Source organism: Mycobacterium cajalii (assembly GCF_045809005.2).
Classification (GTDB): Bacteria; Actinomycetota; Actinomycetes; order Mycobacteriales; family Mycobacteriaceae; genus Mycobacterium.
Map to the genome: position 1 here is coordinate 3,974,461 of NZ_CM141436.1, position 26,828 is coordinate 4,001,288.

The window sequence follows — 26,828 nt, forward strand, 5'->3', positions numbered from 1 at the left end:
ACCGGCGCATCAGCCGGCGGCTTGCCGACTAGCGTGCGACGTCACGACGGATTGACTAGGCCAGGGCGGCGATCAGCGATGACGTTGCACACAGAACCCATGTCTGGCCGCCGCCTTCGGGCGCCGGTCGGCTAACCTGTGAATCAGTTAGTGAATTGATGGTGCAGGCCGACGGAAGGACATGATGGAGGTCACCAGCCTTCGCGAGCCAAAGATGGCCGATCGGGTAGCCACCGTGCTTCGCAGGATGTTCATCCGCGGCGAGATCGCCGAGGGAACGATGCTCCCTCCCGAATCGGAGTTGATGGAGCGGTTCGGGGTGTCGCGCCCCACATTGCGCGAGGCGTTTCGGGTGCTGGAGTCCGAGTCGCTGATCGAGGTGCAGCGCGGGGTGCGCGGCGGGGCCCGCGTGACCCGTCCACGTCGCGAGACACTGGCCCGGTACGCCGGGCTGGTCTTGGAGTCCGAAGGCGTCACAGTGAAGGACGTCTTCGATGCCCGCGTCGCGTTGGAAACCCCGATGGTCGTCCAGTTGGCGAAAGACCGCGACCCGGCGGTCATCGCTGAACTGGAGGACATGGTCGAACGAGACGCTCAACTCATCAAAGGGGCCCACGCCGCCGATCAGTTGACTGATTTTCATGCCGCGATCGCTCGACTCTCCGGCAACAAGACGTTGCAGATCGTCAGCGCGATGCTGCATCACATCATCGAAAAGGCCAACCGGTCCTTGCAGCCCACGGCCGGCACGCGGGCCGAACAGGCGGTACGGCGATCGGCGAAGACCCACCGGATGATTGTCGACCTGATCAAAGCGGGTGAGGCCGAGAAGGCCGGCGAGCTGTGGAGCCGACACCTGCGCAAGGCCGAGGAATTCGTGTTAACCGGTGCCGAATTGTCGACGGTGGTCGACCTTCTCGATTGACAGTGGTCTGCAGCGAGGAGTTCTGCAGGCGACCGGAACGCCACTTCATCTCCTGCGCCCCGTCGACATCGACGTGATCGACACCGACACCAGTCCAAGTAGCGCGGCGACGATACCGCGGGCAGCCCTGGTCAATCCGTTCACCGGCTTACCGACGGTCGGACCGCTGGCGATCCTAGTCAATGCAGTTGGCGGGCTGGTCAACCACTTTCGCCGCGACAGCGATCAGTGGACAGTGGACAGCGAACTTGCCTTCGAGCTGAGCCCCGACGCCAGGGGGCGGGCCTCGATGGCGGCCGGGGTTCCGGTCATCGCCGCGGCTTCCACTTTGGGCCCGAAGTGGGCCAGCTCGCTGGCCTTGTGCACGTTGACGTGTGAGGGCGCCGTAATCGGAACCGCCACCGTTCGGTCCTATTTCGTCGGCACCGACGATCTCGTCCTCGACGAACCCGACGAGACGGTGCCTAGGACATCCCGGGCCAGCCTGGCCGACTTGATGGCTATCGGAACCGAGGATGTATCCGGCGCGACGCGTGTGCTGCGCCAACACGCTGATCCGAAACCTCATCAACACGCTCGGCATCACCAACGGCGATATCGCTTCGGTAGAGCGCGAAAATCGCGGCCGTCAACGCCGGGGCAGCCGATGCAAACGGCGACGTTGAGCGCCGCGTCGTTTGCGGATCGATGCTTTGGATCGACAGGCCCCGACGATCGGAGTGGCCTTCAACCGCTTCTCGGCGGGCAGCAGCATCGTCTGCCATGTCTGCTTGTTGTTGGTGCTATGAGGCGAGGTCCGCAATGGTTCTTGCCGTCTGTACAGCGTGCTCTGGCCCCGGGTCGGTCGTCGCGCTGCAGTACTGCGTCCATCGTGGCGGGATCACCGCGCCGACCGAGACAACATGGTTTACTGAGTTGTATACGTTGGCCTGAGGAGGTTTCGGTGACTCAACGGCGGTCACTCGCGCCGGAGCCGGCTGCGGTTCGGTCGCCGAAAACTTTCGAGCTCGTGGCGGGAACCCTGCGCAAGATGATCGTAGACGGACGACTCAAGGACGGAGACTTCCTCCCGCACGAGTCCGAGCTAATGGCGCAATTTCAGGTGAGTCGACCGACCCTGCGCGAAGCGGTGCGGGTGCTGGAGTCCGAACGACTGGTTGAGGTTCGGCGCGGCTCACGCACCGGGGCGCGAGTATGTGTCCCGGGTCCCGAGATCGTCGCCCGTCCGGCCGGACTGATACTGGAGCTTTCCGGCGCTACGCTCGCCGACGTGATGACCGCTCGTATCGCGATCGAGCCGGCTGCCGCCAAACTGCTCGCGGAGGTTGGCACCGTCAAGGCGCACAAGGAAGTGAGGCGTCTGGTTGATGCGGTTCCGGATGCTTGGAAAGCCGGAGAACTGGCCAGTGCATCGGCGAACTTCCACCGCAGGATTGTCGAGCTGTCGGGCAACGCGACCCTGGCGATGATCGCGGGGATGCTGCACGAGATCTCTGAGCGACACACCACCGTGGCAGTCTTCGCCACCGAGAACGCGGTGCCCCAAGACCAGTACGACAAACTGCTCCGGTCCTATCACCGCCTCACCGAACTGGTCGAGGCACGCAACGGAGCCGGAGCGGAAGCCCATTGGCGCAGGCACATGCAGAACGCCGCGGGAGCACTGCTCAAGGGCTACGAGAAGACCAAAGTTCGCGACATCATGGATTGACAACGCCGGTCGCGCGGAGATGGGTTCACGTCGACCCGATGTGCTCCCACTATGCGATGGCGTTCGCCCGGGCCCTAGCGGGAGTTTCCAGCCTTTGTAGCTGATCGGCGTGTCTTGCGTTGTGGTGCTTGATGTTTGTGGGGCTGGAGTGTATTACCCATATATGGCGTCGATCGTGGGTAAGCGGCGCGGCAAGCAGACCTATTACTACCTGGTGGAATCGGCCCGCGTGCAAGGTAAGCCGCGCATCGTGTCTCAGCAGTATTTGGGCAGCGCGGAGGAGGTGATGGCGAAGCTGTCGGCGACGCCGGCCGGGCAGCCGATCCGTAGCCAGCACAAGCAGTTCGGGGATCTGGCTGCGGTGTGGTCGATGCTGGCCCGGCTGGATGTGGCCGGCATCGTCAACGACGTGGCGCCCCGGTACGCGAACGCGGCCGCACCGGTGGGCACCTATGTGGCCCTGGCGTGCGCGAACCGGATTGTCGACCCATGTTCCAAGCGTGGCTTCGCTGACTGGTGGGCCACCACGGCCGGGTCGCGGTGGGTGAAGCTGGACCGGGCCGCGCTGGATCATCGCCGGTTCTGGGACGCGATGGACCGCCTCGGCCAGACCGAACTGCGTGAGATCGAGACCCGGCTGGGACGGCGGATGGTGACCGAGTTCGGGCTGGATTTGACCGGGCTGGCGTTGGACATGACCAACTTCGCCACCTTCATCGACACCGGCAACGACCGCGCGCCGATCGCGCAGCGGGGCAAGGCCAAGCAGAAACGCACCGATCTGCGGTTGGTCGGGCTGGCCCTGGTCGTCACCCGCGACGGCGGGGTGCCGGTGATCAGCCACCCCTATCCCGGGGACCGGCCCGATGTCACCCAGTTCAGCACCGTCGTCGACGAACTGCTCACCCGCTACCGGGACCTGGTCGAGCACGTGGAGTCGCTGACCGTGGTCTATGACGCCGGGCAAAACAGCAGCGACAACCATGCGGTAGTGGAGGCGCACCGGATCGGGTTCGTCGGTTCGCTGCCGCCCAGCGATCACCCCGAACTGCTGCAGATCCCGACCCGGGACTACCGGCCCGTGGACGACGACCGCTACCCCGGGCTGCGCTATGTCGACACCACCGTCACCGCGCTCGGCGTCACCCGCCGAGCGGTACTCACCCACTCGGCGAACCTGGCGGCCAAGCAATCCCGCGGCCTGGACCAGACCCTGGCCAAGGCCCGGCGCCGCCTGGCCGAGTTGGCCGCTCGCCTCGCGCGCGGCCGCACCCGCCGCGACCGCGACCAGGTCCAGGCCGAGATCACCGCGATCCTCAAACCCCGCTGGGTCGCCGACATCATCACCACCACCCTCACCGGCGAGACGCCCGCCCAATTGAGGCTGTCCTGGCGCACCGACACCAAGGCCCGAAAGCGTCTGCAAGAACGGCTGTTCGGCAAGCGCATCCTATTCACCAACCGCGACTGGCCGGTACCCGACGTGGTGGCCGCCTACCGATCGCAATCCGACGCCGAATTCGGGTTCCGCCAGCTCAAAGACCCCCACGTAGTCTCGTTCAGCCCGATGCACCACTGGACCGACTCCAAGATCCGGGTGCACGTGTTCTACTGCGTGCTCGCCCTGGCCGTCGCCCACCTGATGCGCCGCCAGACCGAGCACGCCGGGCTGCACCTGTCGGTACGCGAACTACTCGACGAACTCTCCGGCATCCAAGAGACCGTGTTGATTTACCACGACGGCAGCAAGGGACGGCCCCGCGTGCAGCGCATGCTCACCGACACCAGTCCCACCCAACAGCGACTCGCCGACCTGTTCGCAATCCACCAATACGCACCCACCCGCTGACCAACAGCGCCCAACACAACGACTTGGGTAATACACCAGCCCCGCCCAAAAACCCAACCCCACCAGGGCAAATCAGGCCATCGACCAACGAAGGCCGGAAACTCCCGCTAGGAAATCACCGAGGATGCGCGGTTTCGTGTCGCTGGCTAGCAGCGGACGCCGAACTGCAACGGCGGCAAGGCCATCCGGTGATCCGGCGGGCGCAGTGAATTGGTGACGCCAAGTCCAGCCGGTGCGGCAACCGCGGTTCAGCGGCTTCGACGGCGGCACGGGAGCGGCTCATCGCCGGGCCACAGGCTCGCGCTCGATCCACCTCGATTGCGACTACGGTGGCCAGCCGGATCCGATCTGCCGTGGGTGCGCCTCCCGATCAACCCGGTCCGCCAAGGCCGATCGTGATCCGCGGATACGTGTTGTTGCGCGGGCCCATGGCTTCGATCCAGGCACCCCCGGGCCGCCGGGGTCCTGTGAGGGTTTACGCGGTGACGGCTGCGCAAAGCTTTGGACGGCGCGGCGCGACCACGACTGAATCAGTGAAATTTTTTGACATATCTGTCAAAGAAATGGCACGATCGCGACATGAGTCAGGCGCCCAGCATGCAGCCCACTGGTTGGTTTCAAGTCGCGTGGAGCGCCGATGTGCCGGCAGGCGCGGTCAAGGCGCTGCGGTACTTCGGCAACGACATGGTGATCTTTCGCGGCGTGGACGGTCACGTCAGCGTGCTCGACGCCCACTGTCAGCATCTCGGCGCCAATCTGGCCCGCGGCGGATGCGTTGTCGAGGACGGCATCCAGTGCCCCTTCCATGGCTGGGTGTGGAGCGGTGAGGGGCGGAACGTGCGGATTCCGTATGAGCCTCGCCCCAACCGGGCACGCAGGGTTCGCCCGTGGCGGATCACCGAGCTCAACGACTGCATCTTCATCTGGCACGACGCCCGGGGACGCGAACCGCTGTGGCAGCTACCGGACTGGAAAAATCTGCTCAATGCAGACGTCGTCACGCAGGACTATCGCCCCCTCGGGGATGACGAGCGAGAATTGTTCTCACAGGTGAAGGTGCACCCTCAGATCATCGCCGAGAACGCTGTTGATCCGCACCACTTCCGCTTCGTCCACGGCACGCCGATCAGTCCGGTGGTGCTCAGCGAGACGATCGACGAGCACGTCTGGCACGCGAAGGTGGGTTTCGGACGGCGCTGGGCAAACGGGGTGGACCGCCCGGACGATAACCGCAACACCATCGAAATCTATTGGTCAGGAATCGGATACGCCATCAATGGCGAATGCACCGCCGACGGTATCCGCGTGATCGCCATCAATGCGACGCCAGTTGGCGATGGCACCTGTGACATCTTCGCCAGTTACTGGATCTCGGGTTCGGACAATTACGCCGAGCGGCTCAAACGGGCGAAAGCCGCTTTGCCCGACGATATCAACATCTGGGAGTATCAGAAGTACTTGGACAAACCGGCGCTCACGCCATCGGAGGCCGACGGCTTCTATAAGTTGCGGAGCTGGGCTCACGGCTTTTATCCGCCGGAACCGGTGGCGGTCTCCGGATAGCAGCGGTGAGCCTCACCGATCCCACCCTGACCTGACGGGTGGCCCTGGATAAGGACGGACCGCCGGCCGCCGCGGTCGTGTGCGTCGATGGGCAGGACCGCACTGTATCGTGGCCGCGCACCGCCACGCTGCTCGACGTCGTACTCGATGAGGGCATCGACGCTCGGTCTCCTGCCGCAAGGGTCACTGCGGCGCCTGTGCCGTGCTCAAGCACAGTGGCGAGATCGAGATGGATACCAACGACATCCTCGAGCCCGACGACCTCGCCGACGGACTGATCCTGGCCTGCCAGGCCCGGCCCACGTCTGATGTGGTCGAAGTGACTTACGACGAATAGGCGCGACGCGCCGTAGGGGTGATTCGCTCGATAAGGAGCTCACCCGACGGCGAGCAACTGGTGGAGGACTTCGCAGAGTGCGGCGATGATCTCCTCGCGCGACGTCGAGGCCATCTCCTGGTGTTGTGCCAGCAGCCAGGACCGCTCGATCATCGCCATCACCACCAGTCCCAGCGAGTGCGGGTCTGACCGCAGCGGCGTGGGCGTGACCTTGATGATTCGCTGCCCCAGCACTTCGGTCGTCCTGCGATACGACCGTGTGGTTGCAGCGCGGAAACGCCGGTCCAGGGGTGCATCCTCTGTGCTGCGCAGAACGAACGCGCCGTTGCGGTCGAGGTAGTCGAAGTACCGCAACACCCACTGCCTGATCTCAGGCATCGTTGGGGGACTGCCGAGGTCGCTAAACGCCTCGACAACGGCCAGCACTTCAAGGTATGTCGTGTTGCCGAGCTCGTAGAACAGCTCGGACTTGTCGCGGAAGTAGTAATAGAAGTTGGCGCGCGTCACCTCGGCCCGCTCGGTGATGTCCCGGATCGTTACGCCCGAAAAACCCTTGCCGGAAAAGGCATAGCGAGCCGCATCGACGATGCGCTCTCTGGTCCGGTCCGACTTGCGAAGCCCCGGCGAGCCAGCGGCGACGTCCTCAGCCGTCATGGATGATCGGCAATCCTTTGTTCTGGCAGTGGTCAGGGAAACGCGGCGCGAATCCCCGTTGGATCGTCGCACCGTTGCGGCGCCAATTCCCGTTCGCATCCCCGGGCAATTATCGACACATCTGTCAAAACCAGGCTAGTGCACGGTAGTGGGCGGCACAAGCGCCGGTGGCGACCGGAACGCAGCGAGGTCCCGCATCCGGCGGCACGCCCACGTCAACGCCGACGCGCACCGGCGGTACCTATCTGCACTCAGCGCTGACCTCCGGACCGCGCAACATCTGGACTGTGGTCCGCGGACCACGTCGGCCTCAAAGCGCCGCAACTCCTCGGCACGCAGGCATCGATCCACCACCGACCACGCACCGCACAGCCCACCGGCACTTAGGCCACCCTAATTTCACCCCTCCGCCGAACATCACACCTCTTGCACACAGGTCTCGGAACAGCAACATTTCGTCAGGACGATTTAAGATGGGCGGTATGGACGCCAAGGACGCGGGGCCTTTGTGTCCCCGCTGTGGCCTACCGATAAGTACGCCACTGCCCGGCGACGGTCCGCGCCGAGGTCGACGCAGAATCTGGTGCTCAACTGCCTGCCGACGGGCGGCCCACGCCGAGCGCGCTGCCGCCGAACGCGCCGGAACCGCGATCCGCATCATCGAGGTTCCCCGGCTCTCCCCTGCGGTTGTTCGGCCGGTGATTGTCCCCCGCCCACCGACGGCTGAAGACATCGAAATACACGTCCTCAACGACCCTGACCACTGCGCCTGGGTCCTTGCTCAGATCACTGCCCGAGCCCGCAGAAAAGAGCTCGACAAACGAGTATTACGAGCGGCCAGGGAGCTTGCACACGTACTACTTCCGAACGCCGCAAGGTACTAAAAGCCGTGTCGGGCCGAACACCTCAGGGACGGATTCGGCAGGATCTGCGTGAAAGTTGCAGCCCTGCTAACGAGTGGCTTGCTCGACGCGTGTCGCGGTCGGCGATCGGCAACACCCTCGATGCTGCGGCGTGATCTCGCGACACTGTCAAGCACGCCAAGCGGGCGGGACGAAAAGCACATCCGCGGACAGCAGCGTCGATTGGCGCACACGGCGCAGACCTCGAGCCAACGCCGGGCCGAATTACCGGAACGCCAGGGCTACCGCAACGCGAGCGAGTGCTTCCACGCACTCGATGACCGACTCAAGAAATCAGACCTTCGCGCCACCAGTAGTCAGCCCAAACGACGAGCCAGGCTTCGAGGAACGCACCGTCGCAGTGACGCTCGGCATCCACTAATACGGCGCTAGCACGGCCGATGTCGCAACGCAGAACAGATGGCCATGCGCCCACTCATCCACTTCGAACGAAAGCACCCATGCGACACTCCCGAGTAGGTTCAACTCCTTCAAACTTGGAATTGAACGCATGTCTTTTCCGTCGTAGCTGGCCCGACCCAGTGCCCCGTAATGGGCAACTGAACCAGGCTCTGGCACATCCTGTCGAGATCAGACTTCAGGCAATCTGCGCTGCTCCGACTCATTGAACCGACGAAGGTTGATGCACCGCACATGAACATCGTCAGCATCGATACCGAACTGCTGTTTGGAGTTATCAAGCGCGAGACAGATATCTTCCCATCGGCAGCCCACTCAGCGTTTTCCTGACGACGTTCGAAGTCTGCCAACGCCGCAAGCGCGACCCGGTACCAGGCGAGATGAGACACTACGTCGATGAGCAGCACGGCCCGCTTGCGCGCGGTCTCGACAACGTTGGATATTGCTGAAACCGGGTACGGCCGCCGGCGCGGATCCAAAGTTCCTGCGTCCTCAGCGCTATCGGACTATAACGACTCGGGCCGCGGTCCTGCCACAGTCAAGGCTTAGCGCTTCCAGACGCAATCGGGCCTCGCGAGGCAGATCTCTCACGAGGTACCCCCAAACCTGGAAACAGCGAGAAATGGGGTGCGCAGCGATTTAAAATCCGAGCTGCGCGCCTCGACACGCACGTGAAAAAGCTTCCTCTGACCGTCGCCTAAGCTCTTCAGCCTTCGTACAGTGAGTCAATGAGCACCTCCATGACTCGGCATGACCCAGTCGACCCGGCCACCCGCGCACAACTCCTGACTGTCAAGGACATCATCAACGCGCTATGCATTTGCCGCCGATGTGCCGACTCGTCGACAGCGCCGAACTACCGTGGATCCAGATCGGGAGGAACCGCGCGGTTAGGTCCGAAGATCTCACGCACTTCATCGACCAGCACAGATGCATTGCGTCCTGATCGCAGATACCTTCCGTAGACGAGGTCCATCGATGGTTGAATGTCGTCATCTTCCTCCGCAGATTCGCCGCATCGAAATCAAAGATGGCGGAAGCGCCAAACCGGCATGGTGTCAGCTGATGACCATCGGTGCGGGTTACGTCGACGGGAAACGCCAGCAACTTCGGCGCTGCTACGAGACGCAGCAAGAGGCGCGCAGAGCCCTCGCAGAAGTTCACGGCAAACTCGCTTCCGGAAGTTATTTTCAGCCAACCAAGCTGACCCTTGAACAGCCCTATGCTCAGTGGCTCTCATCGCGCCACGGAATCAAACGGACAAGTGCAGCTGTAAACGAATATGTGTCACAGCCGATCCGCAGCGAACTCGGTGAGGTCTTGGCCCAGAAACTCTGCCGGCGCCGGCGCACGCGACAGACTCTTATCCGACACGGCCCTTCGGAGGGTGGTGAATGAAATTGGAAGACAAAACGTTCAACGATCTGCCGCTTCTTCTCACAGTGCCCCGAGCCGCGCAGCTGCTGGGAATCAGCCGGGCCGTGGCTTACCGACTGGCGGCCTCCGGAGAATTGCCGGTTCGCAGGCTCGGCGGACGCGTCTATGTGGTGACCGCCGGACTTCGTGAACTGGCCTCGTGAAAGACTTTGGGGTCTCCTGACGTTTCTGTGGGTCTGGTTTCATGCTGCTCGACCGGGCAGTGCGGGGCATAGGCCGCCGCGGGTGAGCATGGCCATGCCGATCATCGCCTCAGGGCTGTGAAACCCGTACGCACGCGTGGTCAATGCCCGCAGGTGGGTGTTCGTCGCCTCTGAGCGGGCATTCGACAGTTGGTGGTCGAGAGTGTTGCCGATGAGCTCCTTGTGACGGCGGACGGTGCGGGCTACGGCAACGAATTCCGGGATGCGCGAGTGCGACGCCCAGGACAACCAACCGGCCAGCAGGCGATGGCCGTCGCGGCCTTTGACCCGAAACACTTCGCGGAGTTGCTCTTTGAGCAGATACGCCCGATACAGCGTGGCGTTGGTAGCCGTGATCGACGCGAGGCTGGTGCGTTGCTCACCGGTCAGATCGGCCGGGTTCTTGCGGGTCGCCCACATCGCGTGCCGGTCGCGGACACCGGCGCGGGCCATGGTACGCACCCGCACCTTGTCGAGGGCCTTGAGCGCCCAGGCCACGACATGAAACGGATCCAGGCAGATCACCGCACCCGGGGCCCGGTCCCGCAGCACGGCGTGAATCCATTCCGCCCCATCACAGCTGACGTGAGTCAACGCCGCGGCACGTTGGGCGCCGAGCTGGTCGAAAAACCGGCCCAAGGTGTCCTGGTTGCGGCCTTCGGCTGCCCACACCAGCCGGCCTGTCGTGTGATCGATGACGCAGGTTACATAGCGGTGGCCTTTGCGGTAGGCGATCTCGTCGATGCCGATGCGGGTCAACCCGGCCAGCAGGTCGTTGGTGTCGCGGCCATCGGCGACCACCCGGCCCACGATCGCGGCGATGGTGCGCCAGGCCACCCGCAAAAACACCGCGACCACACTGATCGCGGCATGCGCGGTCAACCACGCGGCTGTGTCCTCAAACGCCCAGGTGTGACGGGCCCCGGGCCGCGCCCAGGGCAGGTGGGCCACCACCACTCCATGCTCGGGGCAGGCTACCCGCGGCGCTGCGGCCTGCAGATAGGCCTTCGTCGTCCCCAGATCCAGGGTGCGCCAGCGCCTGATCCCCTCCCCGCCGTCATAGCCCGCACAGCGTTTGCGGCACCGCGAGCACCGGCTGGCCTGGTTCGCCTTGGGCCGCACCTCAAACACCAGCACCTCGCTGGTCACCGGCTGTTTTCCGCGCGAAGTCTCCGTCTCGATCATCACGTCATCGACGACCATGTCCTGGCCACCGAGGACCGTCGCGAATACCCTGGATTTACCCAACGCCGTACACCCTCCTTCGTCTTGAACCCGATAACAGTCCAAAACGTAAGCAGGACACGGCGTTGGGCCACAAGCCCCCTGGTCACAGACCCACGACTACGGCAGAAGAGCCAGACTTTGTGCATCAGCGGGGGTTTTCAACTGGTACAAATTCGGCGTTGCCAGCGTGATCCGTCGACTGCGAGGCACCTATGGACCTCCAAGGGTGGCTACGACATCGAACGGAATGCCTGTTTGAGTAATAGTCGTCTAGCAATTCGTGCCGGATATTGCCACACGGCTGGAATGCCAGAACTAAGGAGACCGACCGATGGGGACCGAAACCGCTGCCGATCCAATGCCCGCCGATCCCGAAAAGACTAAGCGCACCCGTCGCGGACTGCCGATCACCAAGCGCATCGCTCGCAACGGGAAAGTGAGCTACACATTCCAGATCGACGCGGGCACAAAGCCGGAAGGCTCGCGCGATCGCCGGCGCTATACCTACCCGACGCTGGCCCAGGCCAAGCATCAATACGCCCGCATCATGACCGAGGCCGCTGCGGGCACGCTGGTCCGGCGCGACAAGGTGACCTTGGGCGCATTTTTGACCGAATGGCTCGAAAGCCGCCGCGTGCGACCCAACACGCTCGACGGCTACCGCGCAGCCCTCAAGCCGGTTATCGACCACCTCGGCACAGTGCCGTTACAGCACCTCGACACCCCCCACCTCGACGAGCTGGTGACACTGCGCCTGACCGGTGAACCAATTGCCAAGCGCGCCAAGCGCGGTCGCCGTTCCGCCGAGGTGCTGGCCTACCTGCGGGAGCGCCCAGAAGGTGCCGGGTATTCCGATCTGCTGACGACGTTCGGCGAGCCCGGCATCAAAGCGCTCGACCGTCTGGTGTCATCCGGCGATGTGCTGCGCCCGCAGCGGGCGCGTTACGTCGCCACACTGCTGACCGAACCCGACCGTCCGCAAGTGCCTGGCGGCGTCAGTAACCGGACCGTCTGTGCGATGTTGACGGTCTTGTCGATGGCGCTCACCACCGCCATGAAACGCGGCCTTGTCGCCCGTAACGTGGCCCAGCTTGTCGACCGCCCAGCCATCGAGCACCGCGAGATGTCCACGTGGACGCCGCAGCAGGTCGAACAGTTCCGCGATCATGTGCGCAACGATCGCCTCTATGCGTGCTGGCTGCTAACGCTCGCCGGTTGGCGACGCTCCGAAGTGCTCGGCCTGGCGTGGTCAGCGGTGGACTTCGACGCCGGGACCGTCAGCGTCGCCCAGGGCCGCGTTATCGTGCGCGGTGCGGGAACCGCGACCGGCGCACCAAAGTCCGAACGCTCACGGCGCACGCTGCCGATGCCCGCCGATGTAATGGCCGCGTTGCGAACGCTGAACGCACAACAGAAGCGCGAAAGGCTGGCGTTCGGCCCGACATGGATAGACGCGGGGCTCATTGCTGTCAACGAGGACGGCTCTCCGATTCGGCCCGAGAGCTACTCCAAGGCATTCCGGCGCCACTGCACTGCCGCGGGCGTGCCGGTGATCCGGTTGCATGACACCAGGCACACCGCCGCGACGCGGATGCTCGACAGCGGCACCACGGTATCTGCGACGGCGAAGTGGCTGGGCCACGATCCGGCGATGACGCTGCGGGTATACGGCCATGTTTACGACGACGCGCTAGCGTCGGCGGGTGATGTGCTATTCGGCCGCGCTTCGACTGCCACCGGGCGAGGTGATTAGTGGGACCACGCTGGTGATCCATACCGCTGACGGTTGCCGCTGGCGTCTGATAGACCGGAACTAACCTCGATTTTTCGTGCGGGTGGGGTTCGGGGGTGCTGAGCCATGAAGATCGCTGAGCGATAGCGATTTTGGGCTTGGGGTGTGTTTGGCCGTCCCGTGTCGCCGGGGTGGGCGGGCTTTCCTATGGCCGGTGGGTCTTTCGGGTCGTCGGGGCGGGTTTGCGGTGGTCAGGGGAAGGCGGCGCGGATGCGCTGCCAGGCGGTTGCGATGGCACCGGCCCAGCGCCAGGTGGCGTCGATGCGCAGCCGTAGTTGGCGGGCGCCGCGGGTGATGCGGGCCGCGACGTGCAGGACCCGGTAGCGGAAGGCGGTGATCTCGCAGCGGGCCAGCTGCGGGGCGTCGGTGAATCCGATCAGTTGGGCCCAGGCGACCAGATCGGCGGCGGCCAGGACGATTTCGAGCCAGGCGGCGTTGGACTGGAAATCATGACAGGGCAGGTTGGCCAGGCCGGCGGCTTTGGCTTCGCGGATGCGGTCCTCGACGCGGGCGTGCTGGCGGTGGCGCAGTTCCAGACCGGCCAGCTGCCCGGGAACCATCCCCGGTGGGGTGTCGGTGATGAAGGCGGTCACCCGCATGCCGTCGATGTCGGTGAAGCGCAGCTGCGCCCCGGGGTGTGGGCGTTCTTTGCGCAGCACCAGCCGGGTCCCGGCAGGCCAGGCCGACAGCGTGACCAGGCCGGTGGCCTCGGCCACCCACGCCCCGTCCCGGATCTGCCCATCGGAGTCGATCCCCGGATACCAGCCATCGCCGAGGTTGAGGGTGTCCACGGCGTCCTGGACCCGGGCATCGACGGGAAACCCGAAGGAGAACCCGACCCCGTGATCGCGGCAGGCCTGGGCAAACTTGTGGGTGGCTCCGGCGGAATCTGAACGCACCACCACCGCCGGCGCGGCCGGGTTCTGCGGGCCGGGACGCCAATCTGCCGGCAGCGAATCCAAAGCCTGCTGAAGGACCGTGACGTGATCGGCGGCGGTATTGGATCCGGCGTTGCCTTTGCGCAGCAGCCCGGCCAGGGCCTCACCGCCGGCGATCTGCGGGCGGTCCAGAAACGCCAGCAGCGGGTGATGGCCGAACGACTTCTTCCACGTCGGGGCCGCCTGCGCCTTGTTGTCGGAATGGTCGATGACCAGCGTGGCGTCGATGTCGATGTACAGCGGCACACCCGCCGGGGGCGCGGCCCCGGCCGCCCAGGCCGCCGCCCGCGCCGATGCCCGCGCGGTGCGAACCTTCGGCAGGTGCGCGGCATCGATGCGATAATCGATCAGCCGCCACATCGTCGTTGTCGAGGCCTTGGCCCCGAACACATGCTCGCGATCTCCACACAACTGGCCGACCCCGTCGATGCAGTCCGCCCCGTCGGCTACCGCCGCGGCAAGATCGGCGAACACCGCACCCGGGGCATAAGTCCACGGCCCCTTGTAAGTATCGGCCAACACCGCCGTGACCTGCGCTGATAACCCGGTCAGATCGGCCAGTTCCCGCAACAGCCCCATCCCGGCGTGCGACACCACCCCGCGACCGTCCGCCGATACTTTCACCCGCCGCGTCACCGCGATACTCTTCACGTGCGAAGTGCCTTCCGCTCGCCATATGGAAACCTAGAGAATTCCCATTATGCGTTGCAGGACAGGCACTTTCGCGCATCAACACCCAGCTACGTCGGCATTCCGCGAAAAATCCGGGCTAACCGGATGGAATCCACTACGGGGACGTCGACAACTTTTGCTGCGGCCAGCTAAATCGCCGCTAATCTGACCCTGATTTTTCAGCCTGGTGTGGGGTGATCGCCGTGTCGTGATGCGGAAGTGCCCTTCCTGCAAGGGATAATCGTGTTTGTGGAAGGCGACGATGATCCCAGGGGAAGGGCACCCGCGAGGTGAATGCTACCGGTTTGTTGTTCGATGTCGATGATGTGGTGCTGGCGAGTCCGCAGCGCGCCGTGCCGCACCCGGTGGTTGCCGCGTCGGAGGACGATCTGACGCCGGTGGCGGGGGTCGCGTTATGGGGTCCGCTGCTGGACCGGCTCAACGTGGTCGCCGAGGCCGATCGGCGTGGGCTGCGCCCGATCGGGCCGGGTGGCTACACCGGTGGGCAGTGCTACCGGGCGCTGACCGAGACACTGCTGGCCGGTGGGGACTTCTTGAGTGATCGGGCGTTACTGGCCGACCCGGCAACCACGGTGCTGCGCGGGACCAACGCGTTGCCGTCGGTACCTACGTTGTGGCGGTTTTTGGCGGGTGCGGATTTGGGTCGGGTGGTCAAGGCCGCCGCGGTCAACCGGGTGATGCTGCGTCGAGCCTGGGCGGCCGGCGCCGCCCCTGAGGGCGATCGGCTCACCATCGACCCCGACGCCACCCGGGTGGCCACCTACGGGCCGGGCAAAGAAGGCAGCGCGTTTTCGCGTACCGGACAAACCGCCCTGTCCCCGCTGGTGGGGGTGTGCGGGGAGACCGGGGATGTGCTCGCACTGCGGGCCCGGGGCGGGGCGGCCAACGACGGTCGGGCGATGGGTAGCTTCATCGATGAGTGTGTCAGTGCGATCCCGGCCGGTTGCCGCGGTAAGTACCGGTTGTGGCTGCGGGTCGACTCGGCGGGCTATCAGCAGCAGGTGATCGAGGCGGCCGAACGCCACGACGCGGACTACTCGGTCACGGTCAAACAGTACAAGCCGGTCGCGGCCGTAATTCACGCCCTGGCAACCGATCCGGGCACGGCATGGGTTGCGGCGTTGGGGCATGAGACCGACAAAGGCAGCCAGATCGCCCAGACCACCACTACGTTGCTCGGGCGCAGCGTGCGGTTGATCGTGCGCCGTCAACCCAAAGGGTGCGGTGACCAGTTGGCCTTCGATGACCTGGATGGCTGGCGGTTGCACGCGATCATCACCAACGTTTCTGCCGAGCGGCTCAGCGCAGCCGAGGTCGAGGCGCATCACCGGCTGCGCGGTGGTATCCCCGAGGACACCATCCGGGCGCTCAAGAACGACTTCGGGATGATCCACGCCCCGGTGCAATCGTTCTTCGGTAACTGGCTGTACTGGCACGCTGCCGCGCTCGCCCACAACATCGCGCTGTGGTTGCGCACCCTGGCGCTACCCCGCACGGTACGTCGAGCGCGCGGCAAACGACTACGCCTGGCGTTTTTCAACGTCGCCGCCCGGCTGGTGCGCCACGGCCGGCGCCTGCATCTGCGCTTCGGCGCCGCCTACCCGCACCTGCAGGCGTTCATCGCGGCGCTGCACCGCATCCGGGCACTACCAGCCTTCGGTTGACCGCCACCCGCACCTAAAAGCACACCCTCGCAACACATCCCGAACCTCACACCGCGATCGGCCACGCCCGAAACCGGTTACCCCGCCGCCGCAGCCGTGTGCGCACCCAGTTACGCCATCGCCCAACAGCTTCCAACCCCGTCAGCGCGTCCCAACAGCGCAGCCGTCACCGACCCGATCACCGAAAACAAGATCATCACAAGCCGGCTGAAAAATCAGGGTCTGATGGCCCTGCCTATCGCCCCTACCGCATCCACGATCGAACCACGCGGTGCCCGAACATATCTCGGCGACTCATTCGACTCCAACGCCGACTTCACCGTGTTCTTCGAAATCCCCAGCATCCGGGCGATCATCTTGATCGACAAACCCTCCGCACGGCGCAATCGGCGAATCTCTGCGCAATCTTCCACAGTCAACATTCCCTTCTGGTCCTCCTAGCACCTAGCTCGGGTAGAGCCAGGACACCGGACCAGGGGGTCAAAATTCGGATCCCGCGCCGGGGTCAGTTTTCACGTGCCGTCGACATCTTCGAACGCATCCACCGCCGAGGCCGCCGGTTTGCGTTCATACTTCGGCGGCCCCTCCTCCGAGGGCAACGCGGAACGCACCGTATTCCGCGAAATCCCCAACGTCCTAGCGATCGTCTTGATCGGCAACCCCTCTGCTCGATACAGCCTGCGGATCTCTGCCCAGTCCTCCACAGCCAACAACTTCCTTCTCCTCTTGGCTTACGCCGAGAATCGGACGAAGGGGGTCAAAATTCGGGCGACGCGGGGTCAGTTTTCAGACGCCGCCGACAGCCGTCGTCGTCGAACTGCGGAGCGCAACTGGCCGCCCAGAGTTTCAATGCGGTCAGCTGCAGATTGATCCCCGCCTTCAGCAGGCGGAACACGAATTTCGGGTCTGCCCGTATCCAGATGACGAACTCGCCGTCGATCTCCTCTGACTCTTTGAGGGCACTCCCGAATGACCTTGAGAACGACGGTTGCGCGAGCCCGCTGACGAACGCACACTCGCCAGCGCACGACCTGCCGCCCCATGGACCGTCGATGCCCTGTTCAGCGCTAGCTTGGTGAAGCAAGGCCTCGTAGCCGCCCGGAATCCCGCGCTCGAACTCGGCCTGGTCGATACCAAGGCTCGCGGCGGTTGGCCTGCGATAGGCGCATCTCCGGAGGGTCGTCATCGAGAGGGCGGTTTTGGACGATAGCCCGGCGATCACAGTTCGCTAAGACACCATCGCTGCGATATCGCTGGCCGTCGGCCCCTCCGGAGCGTCGTGTCTTAGCGATGTCGACATCGGGACAACGCGCGGCGAAGTCCAGGGACAGTTCTGCAGCGAGGAAACGGGGGCGTCTGCGTGCAACCGCCGCTGCCGCTGGGCAGCCGCCCTAGCATATTGAATTGACCATCAATGACCACAACACCAATCAGCGTCCCGGCACCCTCGAGAGTTAGCCTGGTCGGCGTCGTCTTGCCTCCCGGTTTGTGCACAGCGTCGACGACACCCAGTGCGTCTCCACGGCCATTGACCGGCTGTGCGAATCCGGCTGTGCGAATCCGTTGGCACACTCTTGGCACAACGGGGGTTCGCCGGTCATGCCAGATTGGATCGCATTATCAGGCTGACCTGCAATAACACTCGTGGGCGCGGACGGGATCGAACCGCCGACCGCTGGTGTGTAAAACCAGAGCTCTACCACTGAGCTACGCGCCCCATGCCCGCCGCAGGCTACACGCCCCCAGCGCAAGTCCCCAAAACCGGCGAGCGTGCGCGTTTGTACGCCCTACGCGGCGTGTCGCCGTACAGACACGCGCGCTCGCCGGAACCTCAATCCGGCAAAGCCGCCAGCGCCTCGGTCCAGAGGCGCTGGTCGCGCGCCTCGCCGGGCTGCTTGCACTCCGCGAACCGGATGATCCCGGACCGGTCGACGACGAAGGTGCCGCGATTGGAGTAGCCGGCGTCGTCGTTGAACACGCCGTAGGCCTGGCTGACCTCGCCGTGCGGCCAGAAATCCGACAGCACCGGAAACAGGAACCCGCTCTGGATCGCCCAGATCTTGTGCGTGGGCGGCGGGCCCACCGAGATGGCCAGCACCGCGCGGTCGTCGTTCTCGAAGTCGGGCAGATGATCGCGCACCGCGTCCAGCTCGCCCTGGCAGATCCCGGTGAACGCCAGCGGGAAGAACACCAGCAGGACGTTCTTGGCGTCGCGGTAGCCGCTGAGGGTCACCCGCTGCTGATTCTGGTCACGCAACGTGAAATCCGGGGCGGTGGCTCCGACCGGCAGCATCAACGCTTCCCGGCCCGGGATTTGGGCTGGACCAGCCGGCTGGCGGCCCAGTCCCCCAGGTTGACCGACGAGGTCGGCATCAGGCCCGCGGTCGGCGCCGCCTCGGCGATGTCGGCGGGCAGCACGTGCCCGGGTTTGCCGGTCTTGGGGGTCAGCACCCAGATCACCCCGTCCTCGGCCAGCGGGCTGATGGCATCCATCAGCGTGTCCACCAGGTCCCCGTCGCCGTCGCGCCACCACAGCAGCACGACGTCGACCACCTCGTCGGTGTCCTCGTCGAGCAGCTCGCCGCCGCAGGCCTCCTCGACCGAGGCGCGGATGTCGTCGTCGGTGTCTTCGTCCCAGCCCCACTCCTGGACGACTTGGTCTCTTTGGATGCCCAATTTGCGAGCGTGATCCGCCGCGACCACCGTGGAGCCTCCTTGTATTCGTTCGCGCCGTGCGATGGGGATTATCGTCGCATAGCCAGGACCGGGTCCATACCTCTACTCAGGAGGTGACCTGGAAATCGACTGGACAGGGGCTTCTCAGAACGACGCCAGGCACAGCTTGAGCGCCTTGGTCTTGGCGTCGTTGAGCTGGTCGACCCGCTTGTTGAACTCGCCGGTCGGCGCGTGGGTCCCGATGGCGTTCGCCACCGCGTGCGCCGCGTCGGCGTAGGCGTTGAAGGCGTCTTTGAGCTGCTGGGACAGGGCGTCGTTGAAGCTGTCGAGGACCTTCGAGGCGCTGTCGTTGAGCGCCGCGATGGCCGGGCCCTCGGTCGGGCCGGTGCTGCGGCCCGCGTTGAAGGCGGCCACGAACTCGTTCACCTTGTCGATCGCGTCTTTGCTCGCGGTGGCGAGCGAATCGCACGAGCTGCGGACCGCCCTGGTCGTCAGCGACTGCTGCCGCTGCGACTCCCGGCTGCTCGAGGTCGCCTGCGAGGCCGACACCGACGCCGAGACCGACTGCCGGTAGGCCGGGGCCAGGTTGGTGTCGGGTGTCGCCGTGCCATTGGTGACCGTGGTGCACCCGGCCACCAGGCCGAGCACGCCCATCAGGGCCGCCGCCGCGCAGCCCAGCGCCAGGGCGCCCCGTCTGCGCAGGTCTCCCACGCGCGCGCGAGGGACCCCGCGCCATCCGATGAGCACGGGTGCTGACGTTACCGGGTGAGGGTGTCGCGCAACCTCCCGACGCACCGGATCACGGCGCCAGGTGAACGTTGCGCGGCGGAGGGACGGCGGGTACCCGCGCCGGACAGCGGTGCGGCACGATAGGGAGACCGGGTGCGATGCACCGCGAAGCCACACGTCCCGCAGACCACAGGAGCAGTGCGTTGACCACCGAGTTCGCGCGCCACGATCTGGCGAAAAACCCAAGCAGCGCAAGTGAACCCGACCGCGTTCGGGTGATCCGCGAAGGTGTGGCGTCGTATCTGCCCGACATCGACCCGGAGGAGACCTCGGAGTGGCTGGAGTCCTTCGACGAGTTGCTGGAGCGCTCGGGTCCGGCGCGGGCGCGCTACCTCATGCTGCGGCTGCTGGAACGGGCCGGCGAGCAGCGGGTGGCCATCCCGGCGCTGACCTCCACCGACTACGTCAACACCATCCCGACCGAGCTGGAACCGTGGTTTCCCGGCGACGAGGACGTCGAGCGTCGCTACCGGGCGTGGATCAGGTGGAACGCGGCGATCATGGTGCACCGCGCCCAGCGCCCGGGAATCGGTGTGGGCGGCCATATTTCGACCTACGCCTCCTCGGCGGCGCTCTATGAGGTCGGGTTCAACCACTTCTTCCGCGGCAAGTCGCATCCCGGCGGCGGCGACCAGGTGTTCATCCAGGGCCACGCCTCCCCCGGGATCTACGCGCGCGCGTTTCTGGAAGGGCGCCTGACCGCCGACCAGCTCGACGGGTTCCGCCAGGAGCACAGCCATCCCGGCGGCGGGCTGCCGTCCTACCCGCACCCGCGGTTGATGCCCGACTTCTGGGAGTTCCCGACGGTGTCGATGGGCCTGGGCCCGCTCAACGCCATCTATCAGGCCCGGTTCAACCACTACCTGCACGACCGGGGCATCAAGGACACCTCCGACCAGCACGTGTGGTGCTTCCTGGGCGACGGCGAGATGGACGAGCCCGAGAGCCGCGGCCTGGCGCACGTCGGGGCGCTCGAGGGCCTGGACAACCTGACCTTCGTCATCAACTGCAACCTGCAGCGCCTCGACGGCCCGGTGCGCGGCAACGGCAAGATCATCCAGGAGCTGGAGTCGTTCTTCCGCGGCGCCGGCTGGAACGTCATCAAGGTGGTGTGGGGCCGCGAATGGGACGCGCTGCTGCACGCCGACCGCGACGGCGCGCTGGTGAACCTGATGAACACCACGCCCGACGGCGACTACCAGACCTACAAGGCCAACGACGGCGGGTACGTGCGCGACCACTTCTTCGGGCGCGACCCGCGCACCAAGGCGCTGGTGCAGAACATGAGCGACTCCGAGATCTGGAACCTCAAACGCGGCGGTCACGACTACCGCAAGGTCTACGCCGCCTACCGCGCCGCCGTCGACCACAAGGGCCAGCCGACGGTGATCCTGGCCAAGACCATCAAGGGCTACTCGCTGGGCGCGCACTTCCAGGGCCGCAACGCCACCCACCAGATGAAGAAGCTGGCGCTGGAAGACCTGAAGTGGTTCCGCGACTCCATGCGGATCCCGATCAGCGACGCCCAGCTCGACGAGAACCCCTACCTGCCGCCCTACTACCACCCCGGTTCCGACGCCCCCGAGATCCGCTACCTGCTCGACCGGCGCCGCACCCTGGGCGGCTTCCTGCCGGAGCGCCGCACCAAGGCCAAGGCGCTGCGGCTGCCCGGCCGCGAGACCTACGCCGCGCTGAAGAAGGGGTCCGGGAACCAGGAGGTCGCCACCACGATGGCGCTGGTGCGCACCTTCAAAGAGGTGATGCGCGACAAGGAGGTGGGGCCACGGATCGTCCCGATCATTCCCGACGAGGCGCGCACGTTCGGCATGGACTCGTGGTTTCCGTCGTTGAAGATCTACAACCGGCTGGGCCAGCTGTACACCGCCGTGGACGCCGACTTGATGCTGGCCTACAAGGAGAGCGAAGTCGGGCAGATCCTGCACGAGGGCATCAACGAAGCCGGGTCGGTGGGGTCGTTCATCGCGGCCGGCACCTCGTATGCGACGCACAACGAGCCGATGATCCCGCTCTACATCTTCTATTCGATGTTCGGCTTCCAGCGCACCGGCGACGGCATGTGGGCCGCAGCCGACCAGATGACGCGCGGCTTCCTGCTCGGAGCCACCGCGGGCCGCACCACGCTGACCGGCGAGGGTCTGCAGCACGCCGACGGCCACTCGTTGCTGCTGGCCGCCACCAATCCCGCGGTGGTGTCCTACGACCCGGCGTTCGCCTATGAGATCGCCTACATCGTCGAAAGCGGGCTGGCCCGCATGTTCGGGCCGGACCCGGAGAACGTGTTCTTCTACATCACCATCTACAACGAGCCCTACGTCCAGCCGCCCGAGCCGGACAACCTCGATCCCGAGGGCGTGCTGCGGGGCATCTACCGCTACCACACCGCCACCGAGCAGCGGGCCAACAAGGCCCACATCCTGGCCTCCGGGGTCGCCATGCCCGGGGCGCTGAAGGCCGCGGAGCTGCTGGCCGCCGAGTGGGACGTCGCCGCCGACGTGTGGTCGGTGACCAGCTGGGGCGAACTGAACCGCGACGGCGTGGCCGTCGAGAAGGCCCGGCTGCTCCACCCCGACCGGTCCGCGGGGGTGCCCTACGTCACCAGGGCGCTCGAGGGGGCCGCAGGGCCGGTCGTCGCCGTGTCGGACTGGATGCGGGGGGTGCCCGAGCAGATCCGGCCGTGGGTGCCGAACACCTACGTGACGCTGGGCACCGACGGGTTCGGCTTCTCCGACACCCGCCCCGCGGCGCGCCGCTTCTTCAACACCGACGCCGAGTCGCAGGTGGTGGCCGTGCTCGAGGCGCTGGCGCGCGACGGGGAGATCGACCCGTCGGTGGCGGTCGCGGCCGCCCGGCAGTACCGCATCGACGACGTGCTGGCCGCCCCGGAGCAGACGTCGGACCCCGGCGTGGCCTGAGGACGCCCCGGTTTGGCGGAAACTTCCTAAAAACAAGCGTAGGTTTTAGGGGTGAACGACAACGCTTTCGCCGGTCCGTTTGCCAAGCATCCCCGGTCGCCCCTGGAGCTGCTGGCCACCGTTCCCGACTCCGTGCTGCGACGGTTGAAGCAGTACTCCGGCCGCCTGGCCACCGAGGCCGTCTCGGCCATGCAGGAGCGGTTGCCCTTCTTCGCCGACCTGGAAGCATCCCAGCGCGCCAGCGTGGCGCTGGTCGTGCAGACCGCGGTGGTCAACTTCGTGGAGTGGATGCACGACCCGCACAGCAACGTCAGCTACACCGCGCAGGCCTTCGAGTTGGTGCCCCAGGACCTGGCCCGGCGGATGCCGCTGCGCCACAGCGTGGACATGGTGCGGGTCACCATGGAGTTCTTCGAGGAGGTGGTGCCGCTGCTGGCCCGCTCCGAAGAGCAGCTGACCGCCCTCACGGTGGGGATCCTGAAGTACAGCCGCGACCTGGCGTTCACCGCCGCCACGGCCTACGCGGACGCGGCCGAGGCGCGGGGCACCTGGGACAGCCGCATGGAGGCCAGCGTCGTCGACGCGGTGGTGCGCGGCGACACCGGCCCCGAGTTGCTGTCCCGGGCGGCGGCGCTGAACTGGGACACCACCGCTCCGGCGACGGTGGTGGTCGGCACCCCCGCACCCGGTCGCGTCGACTCGACCGGCACCAGCGACCCGGCCGGCAGCGAGCGCGCCAGCCAGGACGTCCGCGACATCGCCGCCCGGCACGGGCGGGCGGCGCTCACCGACGTGCACGGCACCTGGTTGGTGGCGATCGTGTCCGGCCACTTGTCGCCGACCGATAAGTTCCTGACCGACCTGCTGAACGCGTTCTCCGACGGCCCGGTGGTCATCGGGCCGACGGCGCCCATGCTGACCGCGGCCTACCACAGCGCCAGCGAGGCCATCTCGGGAATGAACGCGGTCGCCGGCTGGAGCGGGGCGCCGCGGCCGGTGCAGGCGCGAGAACTGCTGCCCGAACGCGCCCTGATGGGCGACGCGTCGGCGATCGTGGCGCTGCACACCGATGTGATGGGACCGCTGGCCGACGCCGGGCCCACGCTGATCGAAACCCTCGAGGCCTACCTGGATTGTGGCGGCGCGATTGAGGCTTGCGCCAGGAAGTTGTTCGTTCATCCAAACACCGTGCGGTACCGACTCAAGCGCATCACCGACTTCACCGGGCGCGATCCCACCCAGCCCAGGGACGCGTACGTGCTGCGCGTGGCGGCGACGGTGGGCCAGCTCAACTACCCCACGCATCCGGCCGGCGTAGCGGGCGGCACCATGACGCAGGTTCCGCTGCCGGTCAGGGCCGGTGCGCCGCCCGCGTGAGCCCCCAGGCGGGCGATAGTGACCCAAGCAACAGGTCTCGGAACGGTCTCGAACACATAGCTTCAAGAGCGGTTTTGTAGCCTCCATACAAAAACCTAAGACGAGGTTCATAATCTGTTACACCCGCCAAAACCGTTTCCACAGTGTTCTCTTAGACACGTGATCGCATTACTTGCACCCGGGCAGGGTTCACAGACCGAGGGAATGCTGTTGCCGTGGCTCGAGCTGCCAGGCGCTGCCGACCAGATGACCCTGTGGTCGAAGGCCAGCGGCCTGGATCTCGTGCGGCTGGGCACCACCGCCTCGACCGAGGAGATCACCGACACCGCGATCGCCCAGCCGTTGATCGTCGCGGCCACACTGCTGGCCCACCAGGAACTGGCCACGCGCGGGCTGCTCGACGGTGCGGAGTTCATCGTCGCCGGTCACTCCGTCGGTGAGATCGCGGCCTACGCGATCGCCGGGGTGATGGGCGCGGACGACGCCGTGTCGCTGGCCGCCACGCGGGGCGCCGAGATGGCCAAGGCGTGCGCCGCCGAGCCCACCGGCATGTCCGCGGTGCTCGGCGGTGACGAGGCCGAGGTGCTGGCCCGCCTCGAGGAACTCGACCTGTTCCCGGCCAACCGCAACGCCGCGGGGCAGATCGTGGCCGCCGGCGCGCTGACCGCGCTGGAGAAGCTCGCCGAGGACCCGCCCGCCAAGGCCCGGGTCCGCGCCCTCGGGGTGGCCGGGGCGTTCCACACCAAGTACATGGCGTCGGCCCTCGACGGCTACGCCGCCGCGGCGGCCGCGATCACGACGGCCGAGCCAACCGGCACGCTGCTGTCCAATCACGACGGGAAGCCGGTGACCTCGGCGGCCGCGGCGATGGACACACTGGTCGCCCAGCTGACCCAGCCGGTGCGCTGGGACCTGTGCACGCAGACACTGCGTGAGCACGACGTGCAGGCGGTCGTCGAGTTCCCGCCCGCGGGCACTCTGACCGGTATCGCCAAGCGTGAACTTCGGGGAGTCACGGCCCGCGCCGTCAAATCACCCGCAGACCTGGACGCGTTGGCGGAACTCTGAGGGCCAACTCGTCCGGCTTCAAGGCCGCTACAACCAGATAGCACGTCAATCCGATTACCACACAACACATTACGAAGGGAATAGGCCGTGGCCGTTAGTCAAGAAGAAATCATCGCCGGTATTGCCGAGATCATCGAAGAGGTCACCGGCATCGAGCCGTCCGAGGTCACCCCGGAGAAGTCGTTCGTCGACGACCTGGACATCGACTCGCTGTCGATGGTCGAGATCGCCGTGCAGACCGAGGACAAGTACGGCGTGAAGATCCCCGACGAGGACCTCGCCGGTCTGCGCACCGTCGGTGACGTCGTCTCCTACATCCAGAAGCTCGAGGAAGAGAACCCCGAGGCCGCCGAGGCGCTGCGGGCCAAGCTCGAGTCGGAGAACCCCGAGGCCGTGGCCAACGTCCAGGCGAGGTTGGAAGCGGACAGCAAGTGACCAAGCCTTCCACTGCTAATGGCGGTTACCCCAGCGTCGTGGTAACCGCCGTCACGGCGACGACCTCGATCGCGCCGGACATCGAGAGCACGTGGAAGGGCTTGCTGGCCGGCGAGAGCGGCATCCACGTCCTCGAAGACGACTTCGTCACCAAGTGGGACCTGCCCGTCAAGATCGGCGGCCACCTCAAGGAACCGGTCGACAGCCACATGGGCAGGCTGGACATGCGGCGCATGTCGTACGTCCAGCGCATGGCCAAGCTGCTGAGCGGTCAGCTCTGGGAGTCCGCCGGCAGCCCCGAGGTCGATCCCGACCGGTTCACGGTCGTGGTCGGCACCGGCCTGGGCGGCGCGGAGCGGATCGTCGAGACCTACGACCTGATGAACGAGGGCGGCCCCCGCAAGGTGTCCCCGCTCGCCGTTCAGATGATCATGCCCAACGGCGCCGCGGCGACCGTCGGGCTGCAGCTCGGGGCCCGCGCCGGGGTGATGACCCCGGTGTCGGCCTGCTCGTCGGGCTCCGAGGCGATCGCCCACGCGTGGCGCCAGATCGTCATGGGTGACGCGGACGTCGCCGTCTGCGGCGGCGTCGAGGGCCCCATCGAGGCGCTGCCGATAGCGGCGTTCTCGATGATGCGGGCCATGTCGACCCGCAACGACGAGCCCGAGCGTGCCTCGCGTCCGTTCGACAAGGACCGCGACGGCTTCGTCTTCGGCGAGGCCGGGGCGCTCATGCTGATCGAGACCGAAGAGCACGCCAAGGCCCGCGGCGCCAAGCCGCTGGCCCGGCTGCTCGGTGCCGGCATCACCTCGGACGCCTTCCACATGGTGGCGCCCGCGGCGGACGGCGTCCGCGCCGGCCGGGCGATGACCCGGTCGATGGAGCTGGCGGGCTTGTCCCCCAAGGACATCGACCACGTCAACGCGCACGGCACCGCGACCCCGATCGGTGACGCCGCGGAAGCCAACGCCCTGCGGGTCGCCGGCTGCGAACATGCGGCGGTCTATGCGCCCAAGTCGGCGCTGGGTCACTCCATCGGCGCGGTCGGTGCCCTCGAGTCGATTCTCACGGTATTGAGCCTTAGGGACGGCGTGATACCCCCAACCCTCAACTACGAGACCCCCGACCCCGAGATCGACCTCGATGTTGTCGCGGGCGAACCTCGCTCCGGCGAGTTCCGTTACGCGATCAACAACTCCTTCGGGTTCGGCGGTCACAACGTGGCGCTCGCATTCGGACGCTACTGAGCACGACGT

General features: G+C 65.9%; 21 protein-coding genes, 1 tRNA gene and 3 pseudogenes. 14 read left to right on the top strand and 11 right to left on the bottom strand.

Translation table 11 applies throughout. The features are described 5' to 3' along the window. Window positions 1-184 precede the first annotated feature (184 nt). On the top strand, window positions 185-925 hold the full coding sequence (locus ACJ512_RS18890) for a FadR/GntR family transcriptional regulator (RefSeq protein WP_407687078.1): 741 nt from the start codon (window positions 185-187) through the stop codon (window positions 923-925). A gap of 225 nt (window positions 926-1,150) precedes the next feature. On the opposite strand, the gene ACJ512_RS18895 is transcribed toward ACJ512_RS18890, so the two are convergent. Further along, entirely contained in the window at window positions 1,151-1,327 is a 177-nt protein-coding gene (locus ACJ512_RS18895; protein WP_407687079.1) for a hypothetical protein, read from the bottom strand. A 541-nt stretch (window positions 1,328-1,868) separates the two neighbouring features. On the opposite strand from ACJ512_RS18895, the gene ACJ512_RS18900 reads away from it, so the two are divergent. The 4 genes and pseudogenes from ACJ512_RS18900 to ACJ512_RS18915 all read left to right on the top strand — a co-directional run. Then, window positions 1,869-2,636 carry a FadR/GntR family transcriptional regulator gene (locus ACJ512_RS18900; protein ID WP_407687080.1) on the top strand — a complete coding sequence of 256 codons (768 nt, stop codon included), beginning with the start codon at window positions 1,869-1,871 and terminating at the stop codon, window positions 2,634-2,636. Between the two features lie 163 nt (window positions 2,637-2,799). After that, window positions 2,800-4,485, top strand: a complete 1,686-nt coding sequence (locus tag ACJ512_RS18905) for an IS1634 family transposase (protein ID WP_461479795.1) — start codon at window positions 2,800-2,802, stop codon at window positions 4,483-4,485. Between the two features lie 579 nt (window positions 4,486-5,064). Then, the gene (locus ACJ512_RS18910; protein ID WP_407689561.1) at window positions 5,065-6,048 is read left to right on the top strand and encodes a Rieske 2Fe-2S domain-containing protein; all 984 of its coding nucleotides are present in this window, start codon (window positions 5,065-5,067) and stop codon (window positions 6,046-6,048) included. 53 nt (window positions 6,049-6,101) lie between these two features. Beyond that, a pseudogene (locus tag ACJ512_RS18915) lies at window positions 6,102-6,385 on the top strand (2Fe-2S iron-sulfur cluster-binding protein); the annotation flags it as partial. Window positions 6,386-6,424: 39 nt separating this feature from the next. Here ACJ512_RS18915 and ACJ512_RS18920 read toward each other — a convergent pair. Continuing rightward, window positions 6,425-7,039, bottom strand: coding sequence for a TetR/AcrR family transcriptional regulator (locus ACJ512_RS18920; RefSeq protein WP_407689560.1), 615 nt, complete (start codon window positions 7,037-7,039; stop codon window positions 6,425-6,427). Between the two features lie 2,387 nt (window positions 7,040-9,426). Between ACJ512_RS18920 and ACJ512_RS18925 the strand changes: the two genes are divergently transcribed. Continuing rightward, on the top strand, window positions 9,427-9,759 hold the full coding sequence (locus tag ACJ512_RS18925; protein ID WP_461479796.1) for a hypothetical protein: 333 nt from the start codon (window positions 9,427-9,429) through the stop codon (window positions 9,757-9,759). Further along, entirely contained in the window at window positions 9,756-9,941 is a 186-nt protein-coding gene (locus ACJ512_RS18930) for a helix-turn-helix domain-containing protein (protein ID WP_407689558.1), read from the top strand. The genes ACJ512_RS18925 and ACJ512_RS18930 overlap by 4 nt, the downstream gene beginning before the upstream one ends. A gap of 39 nt (window positions 9,942-9,980) precedes the next feature. On the opposite strand, the gene ACJ512_RS18935 is transcribed toward ACJ512_RS18930, so the two are convergent. Further along, window positions 9,981-11,228, bottom strand: a complete 1,248-nt coding sequence (locus ACJ512_RS18935) for an ISL3 family transposase (RefSeq protein ID WP_407689820.1) — start codon at window positions 11,226-11,228, stop codon at window positions 9,981-9,983. A gap of 310 nt (window positions 11,229-11,538) precedes the next feature. On the opposite strand from ACJ512_RS18935, the gene ACJ512_RS18940 reads away from it, so the two are divergent. Further along, on the top strand, window positions 11,539-12,960 hold the full coding sequence (locus ACJ512_RS18940; RefSeq protein WP_407689788.1) for a tyrosine-type recombinase/integrase: 1,422 nt from the start codon (window positions 11,539-11,541) through the stop codon (window positions 12,958-12,960). A 230-nt stretch (window positions 12,961-13,190) separates the two neighbouring features. Here the strand turns inward: ACJ512_RS18940 and ACJ512_RS18945 are convergent, their stop codons facing one another. Continuing rightward, window positions 13,191-14,588 (bottom strand): IS1380 family transposase, encoded by a 1,398-nt coding sequence (locus ACJ512_RS18945; protein ID WP_461479797.1) that lies wholly within the window; start codon window positions 14,586-14,588, stop codon window positions 13,191-13,193. Between the two features lie 311 nt (window positions 14,589-14,899). Between ACJ512_RS18945 and ACJ512_RS18950 the strand changes: the two genes are divergently transcribed. Continuing rightward, window positions 14,900-16,294: an IS1380 family transposase gene (locus ACJ512_RS18950; RefSeq protein WP_461479798.1), complete on the top strand. Its 1,395-nt coding sequence runs from the start codon at window positions 14,900-14,902 to the stop codon at window positions 16,292-16,294. Window positions 16,295-16,539: 245 nt separating this feature from the next. On the opposite strand, the pseudogene ACJ512_RS18955 reads toward ACJ512_RS18950, so the two are convergent. The 7 genes and pseudogenes from ACJ512_RS18955 to ACJ512_RS18985 form a co-directional block, all read right to left on the bottom strand. Next, window positions 16,540-16,716: pseudogene (locus ACJ512_RS18955) on the bottom strand (sigma factor-like helix-turn-helix DNA-binding protein); the annotation flags it as partial. Between the two features lie 105 nt (window positions 16,717-16,821). Beyond that, window positions 16,822-17,007, bottom strand: a pseudogene (locus ACJ512_RS18960) (helix-turn-helix domain-containing protein); the annotation flags it as partial. A 44-nt stretch (window positions 17,008-17,051) separates the two neighbouring features. Further along, the gene (locus tag ACJ512_RS18965; protein WP_407688830.1) at window positions 17,052-17,480 is read right to left on the bottom strand and encodes a hypothetical protein; all 429 of its coding nucleotides are present in this window, start codon (window positions 17,478-17,480) and stop codon (window positions 17,052-17,054) included. Between the two features lie 459 nt (window positions 17,481-17,939). Then, a tRNA-Val gene (locus ACJ512_RS18970) sits at window positions 17,940-18,011 on the bottom strand. Between the two features lie 114 nt (window positions 18,012-18,125). Beyond that, window positions 18,126-18,587 (bottom strand): peroxiredoxin, encoded by a 462-nt coding sequence (locus tag ACJ512_RS18975; protein ID WP_407688831.1) that lies wholly within the window; start codon window positions 18,585-18,587, stop codon window positions 18,126-18,128. Next, a complete protein-coding gene (locus ACJ512_RS18980; RefSeq protein ID WP_407688832.1) occupies window positions 18,587-18,997 on the bottom strand; it encodes a DUF3052 domain-containing protein in 411 nt (136 codons plus the stop codon). The genes ACJ512_RS18975 and ACJ512_RS18980 overlap by 1 nt, the downstream gene beginning before the upstream one ends. 117 nt (window positions 18,998-19,114) lie before the next feature. After that, complete coding sequence (locus ACJ512_RS18985; RefSeq protein WP_407688833.1) at window positions 19,115-19,717, bottom strand: hypothetical protein; 603 nt, start codon at window positions 19,715-19,717, stop codon at window positions 19,115-19,117. A 185-nt stretch (window positions 19,718-19,902) separates the two neighbouring features. Here ACJ512_RS18985 and aceE point away from each other — a divergent pair, with 185 nt between their 5' ends. The 5 genes from aceE (at window position 19,903) to kasA (ending at window position 26,819) form a co-directional block, all read left to right on the top strand. Further along, window positions 19,903-22,692, top strand: coding sequence for a pyruvate dehydrogenase (acetyl-transferring), homodimeric type (gene aceE, locus ACJ512_RS18990; protein WP_407688834.1), 2,790 nt, complete (start codon window positions 19,903-19,905; stop codon window positions 22,690-22,692). A 51-nt stretch (window positions 22,693-22,743) separates the two neighbouring features. Further along, window positions 22,744-24,069 carry a PucR family transcriptional regulator gene (locus ACJ512_RS18995; RefSeq protein ID WP_407688835.1) on the top strand — a complete coding sequence of 442 codons (1,326 nt, stop codon included), beginning with the start codon at window positions 22,744-22,746 and terminating at the stop codon, window positions 24,067-24,069. Between the two features lie 159 nt (window positions 24,070-24,228). Then, window positions 24,229-25,137 (top strand): ACP S-malonyltransferase, encoded by a 909-nt coding sequence (locus ACJ512_RS19000; RefSeq protein WP_407688836.1) that lies wholly within the window; start codon window positions 24,229-24,231, stop codon window positions 25,135-25,137. A gap of 87 nt (window positions 25,138-25,224) precedes the next feature. Then, complete coding sequence (gene acpM / locus ACJ512_RS19005; RefSeq protein ID WP_407688837.1) at window positions 25,225-25,572, top strand: meromycolate extension acyl carrier protein AcpM; 348 nt, start codon at window positions 25,225-25,227, stop codon at window positions 25,570-25,572. After that, the gene (gene kasA / locus ACJ512_RS19010; RefSeq protein ID WP_407688838.1) at window positions 25,569-26,819 is read left to right on the top strand and encodes a 3-oxoacyl-ACP synthase KasA; all 1,251 of its coding nucleotides are present in this window, start codon (window positions 25,569-25,571) and stop codon (window positions 26,817-26,819) included. Before acpM ends, kasA begins: the two co-directional genes overlap by 4 nt. The last annotated feature ends 9 nt before the right edge of the window (window positions 26,820-26,828 follow it).

Excerpts from the sequence above, each read along its gene's own strand:
- ACJ512_RS18905 (WP_461479795.1), top strand. The coding sequence starts at position 2,800 with ATGGCGTCGATCGTGGGTAAGCGGCGCGGCAAGCAGACCTATTACTAC.
- ACJ512_RS18910 (WP_407689561.1), top strand. The coding sequence starts at position 5,065 with ATGAGTCAGGCGCCCAGCATGCAGCCCACTGGTTGGTTTCAAGTCGCG.
- ACJ512_RS18920 (WP_407689560.1), bottom strand. The coding sequence starts at position 7,039 with ATGACGGCTGAGGACGTCGCCGCTGGCTCGCCGGGGCTTCGCAAGTCG.
- ACJ512_RS18940 (WP_407689788.1), top strand. The coding sequence starts at position 11,539 with ATGGGGACCGAAACCGCTGCCGATCCAATGCCCGCCGATCCCGAAAAG.
- ACJ512_RS18965 (WP_407688830.1), bottom strand. The coding sequence starts at position 17,480 with ATGACGACCCTCCGGAGATGCGCCTATCGCAGGCCAACCGCCGCGAGC.
- ACJ512_RS18925 (WP_461479796.1), top strand. The coding sequence starts at position 9,427 with ATGACCATCGGTGCGGGTTACGTCGACGGGAAACGCCAGCAACTTCGG.
- ACJ512_RS18890 (WP_407687078.1), top strand. The coding sequence starts at position 185 with ATGGAGGTCACCAGCCTTCGCGAGCCAAAGATGGCCGATCGGGTAGCC.
- ACJ512_RS18975 (WP_407688831.1), bottom strand. The coding sequence starts at position 18,587 with ATGCTGCCGGTCGGAGCCACCGCCCCGGATTTCACGTTGCGTGACCAG.
- ACJ512_RS18930 (WP_407689558.1), top strand. The coding sequence starts at position 9,756 with ATGAAATTGGAAGACAAAACGTTCAACGATCTGCCGCTTCTTCTCACA.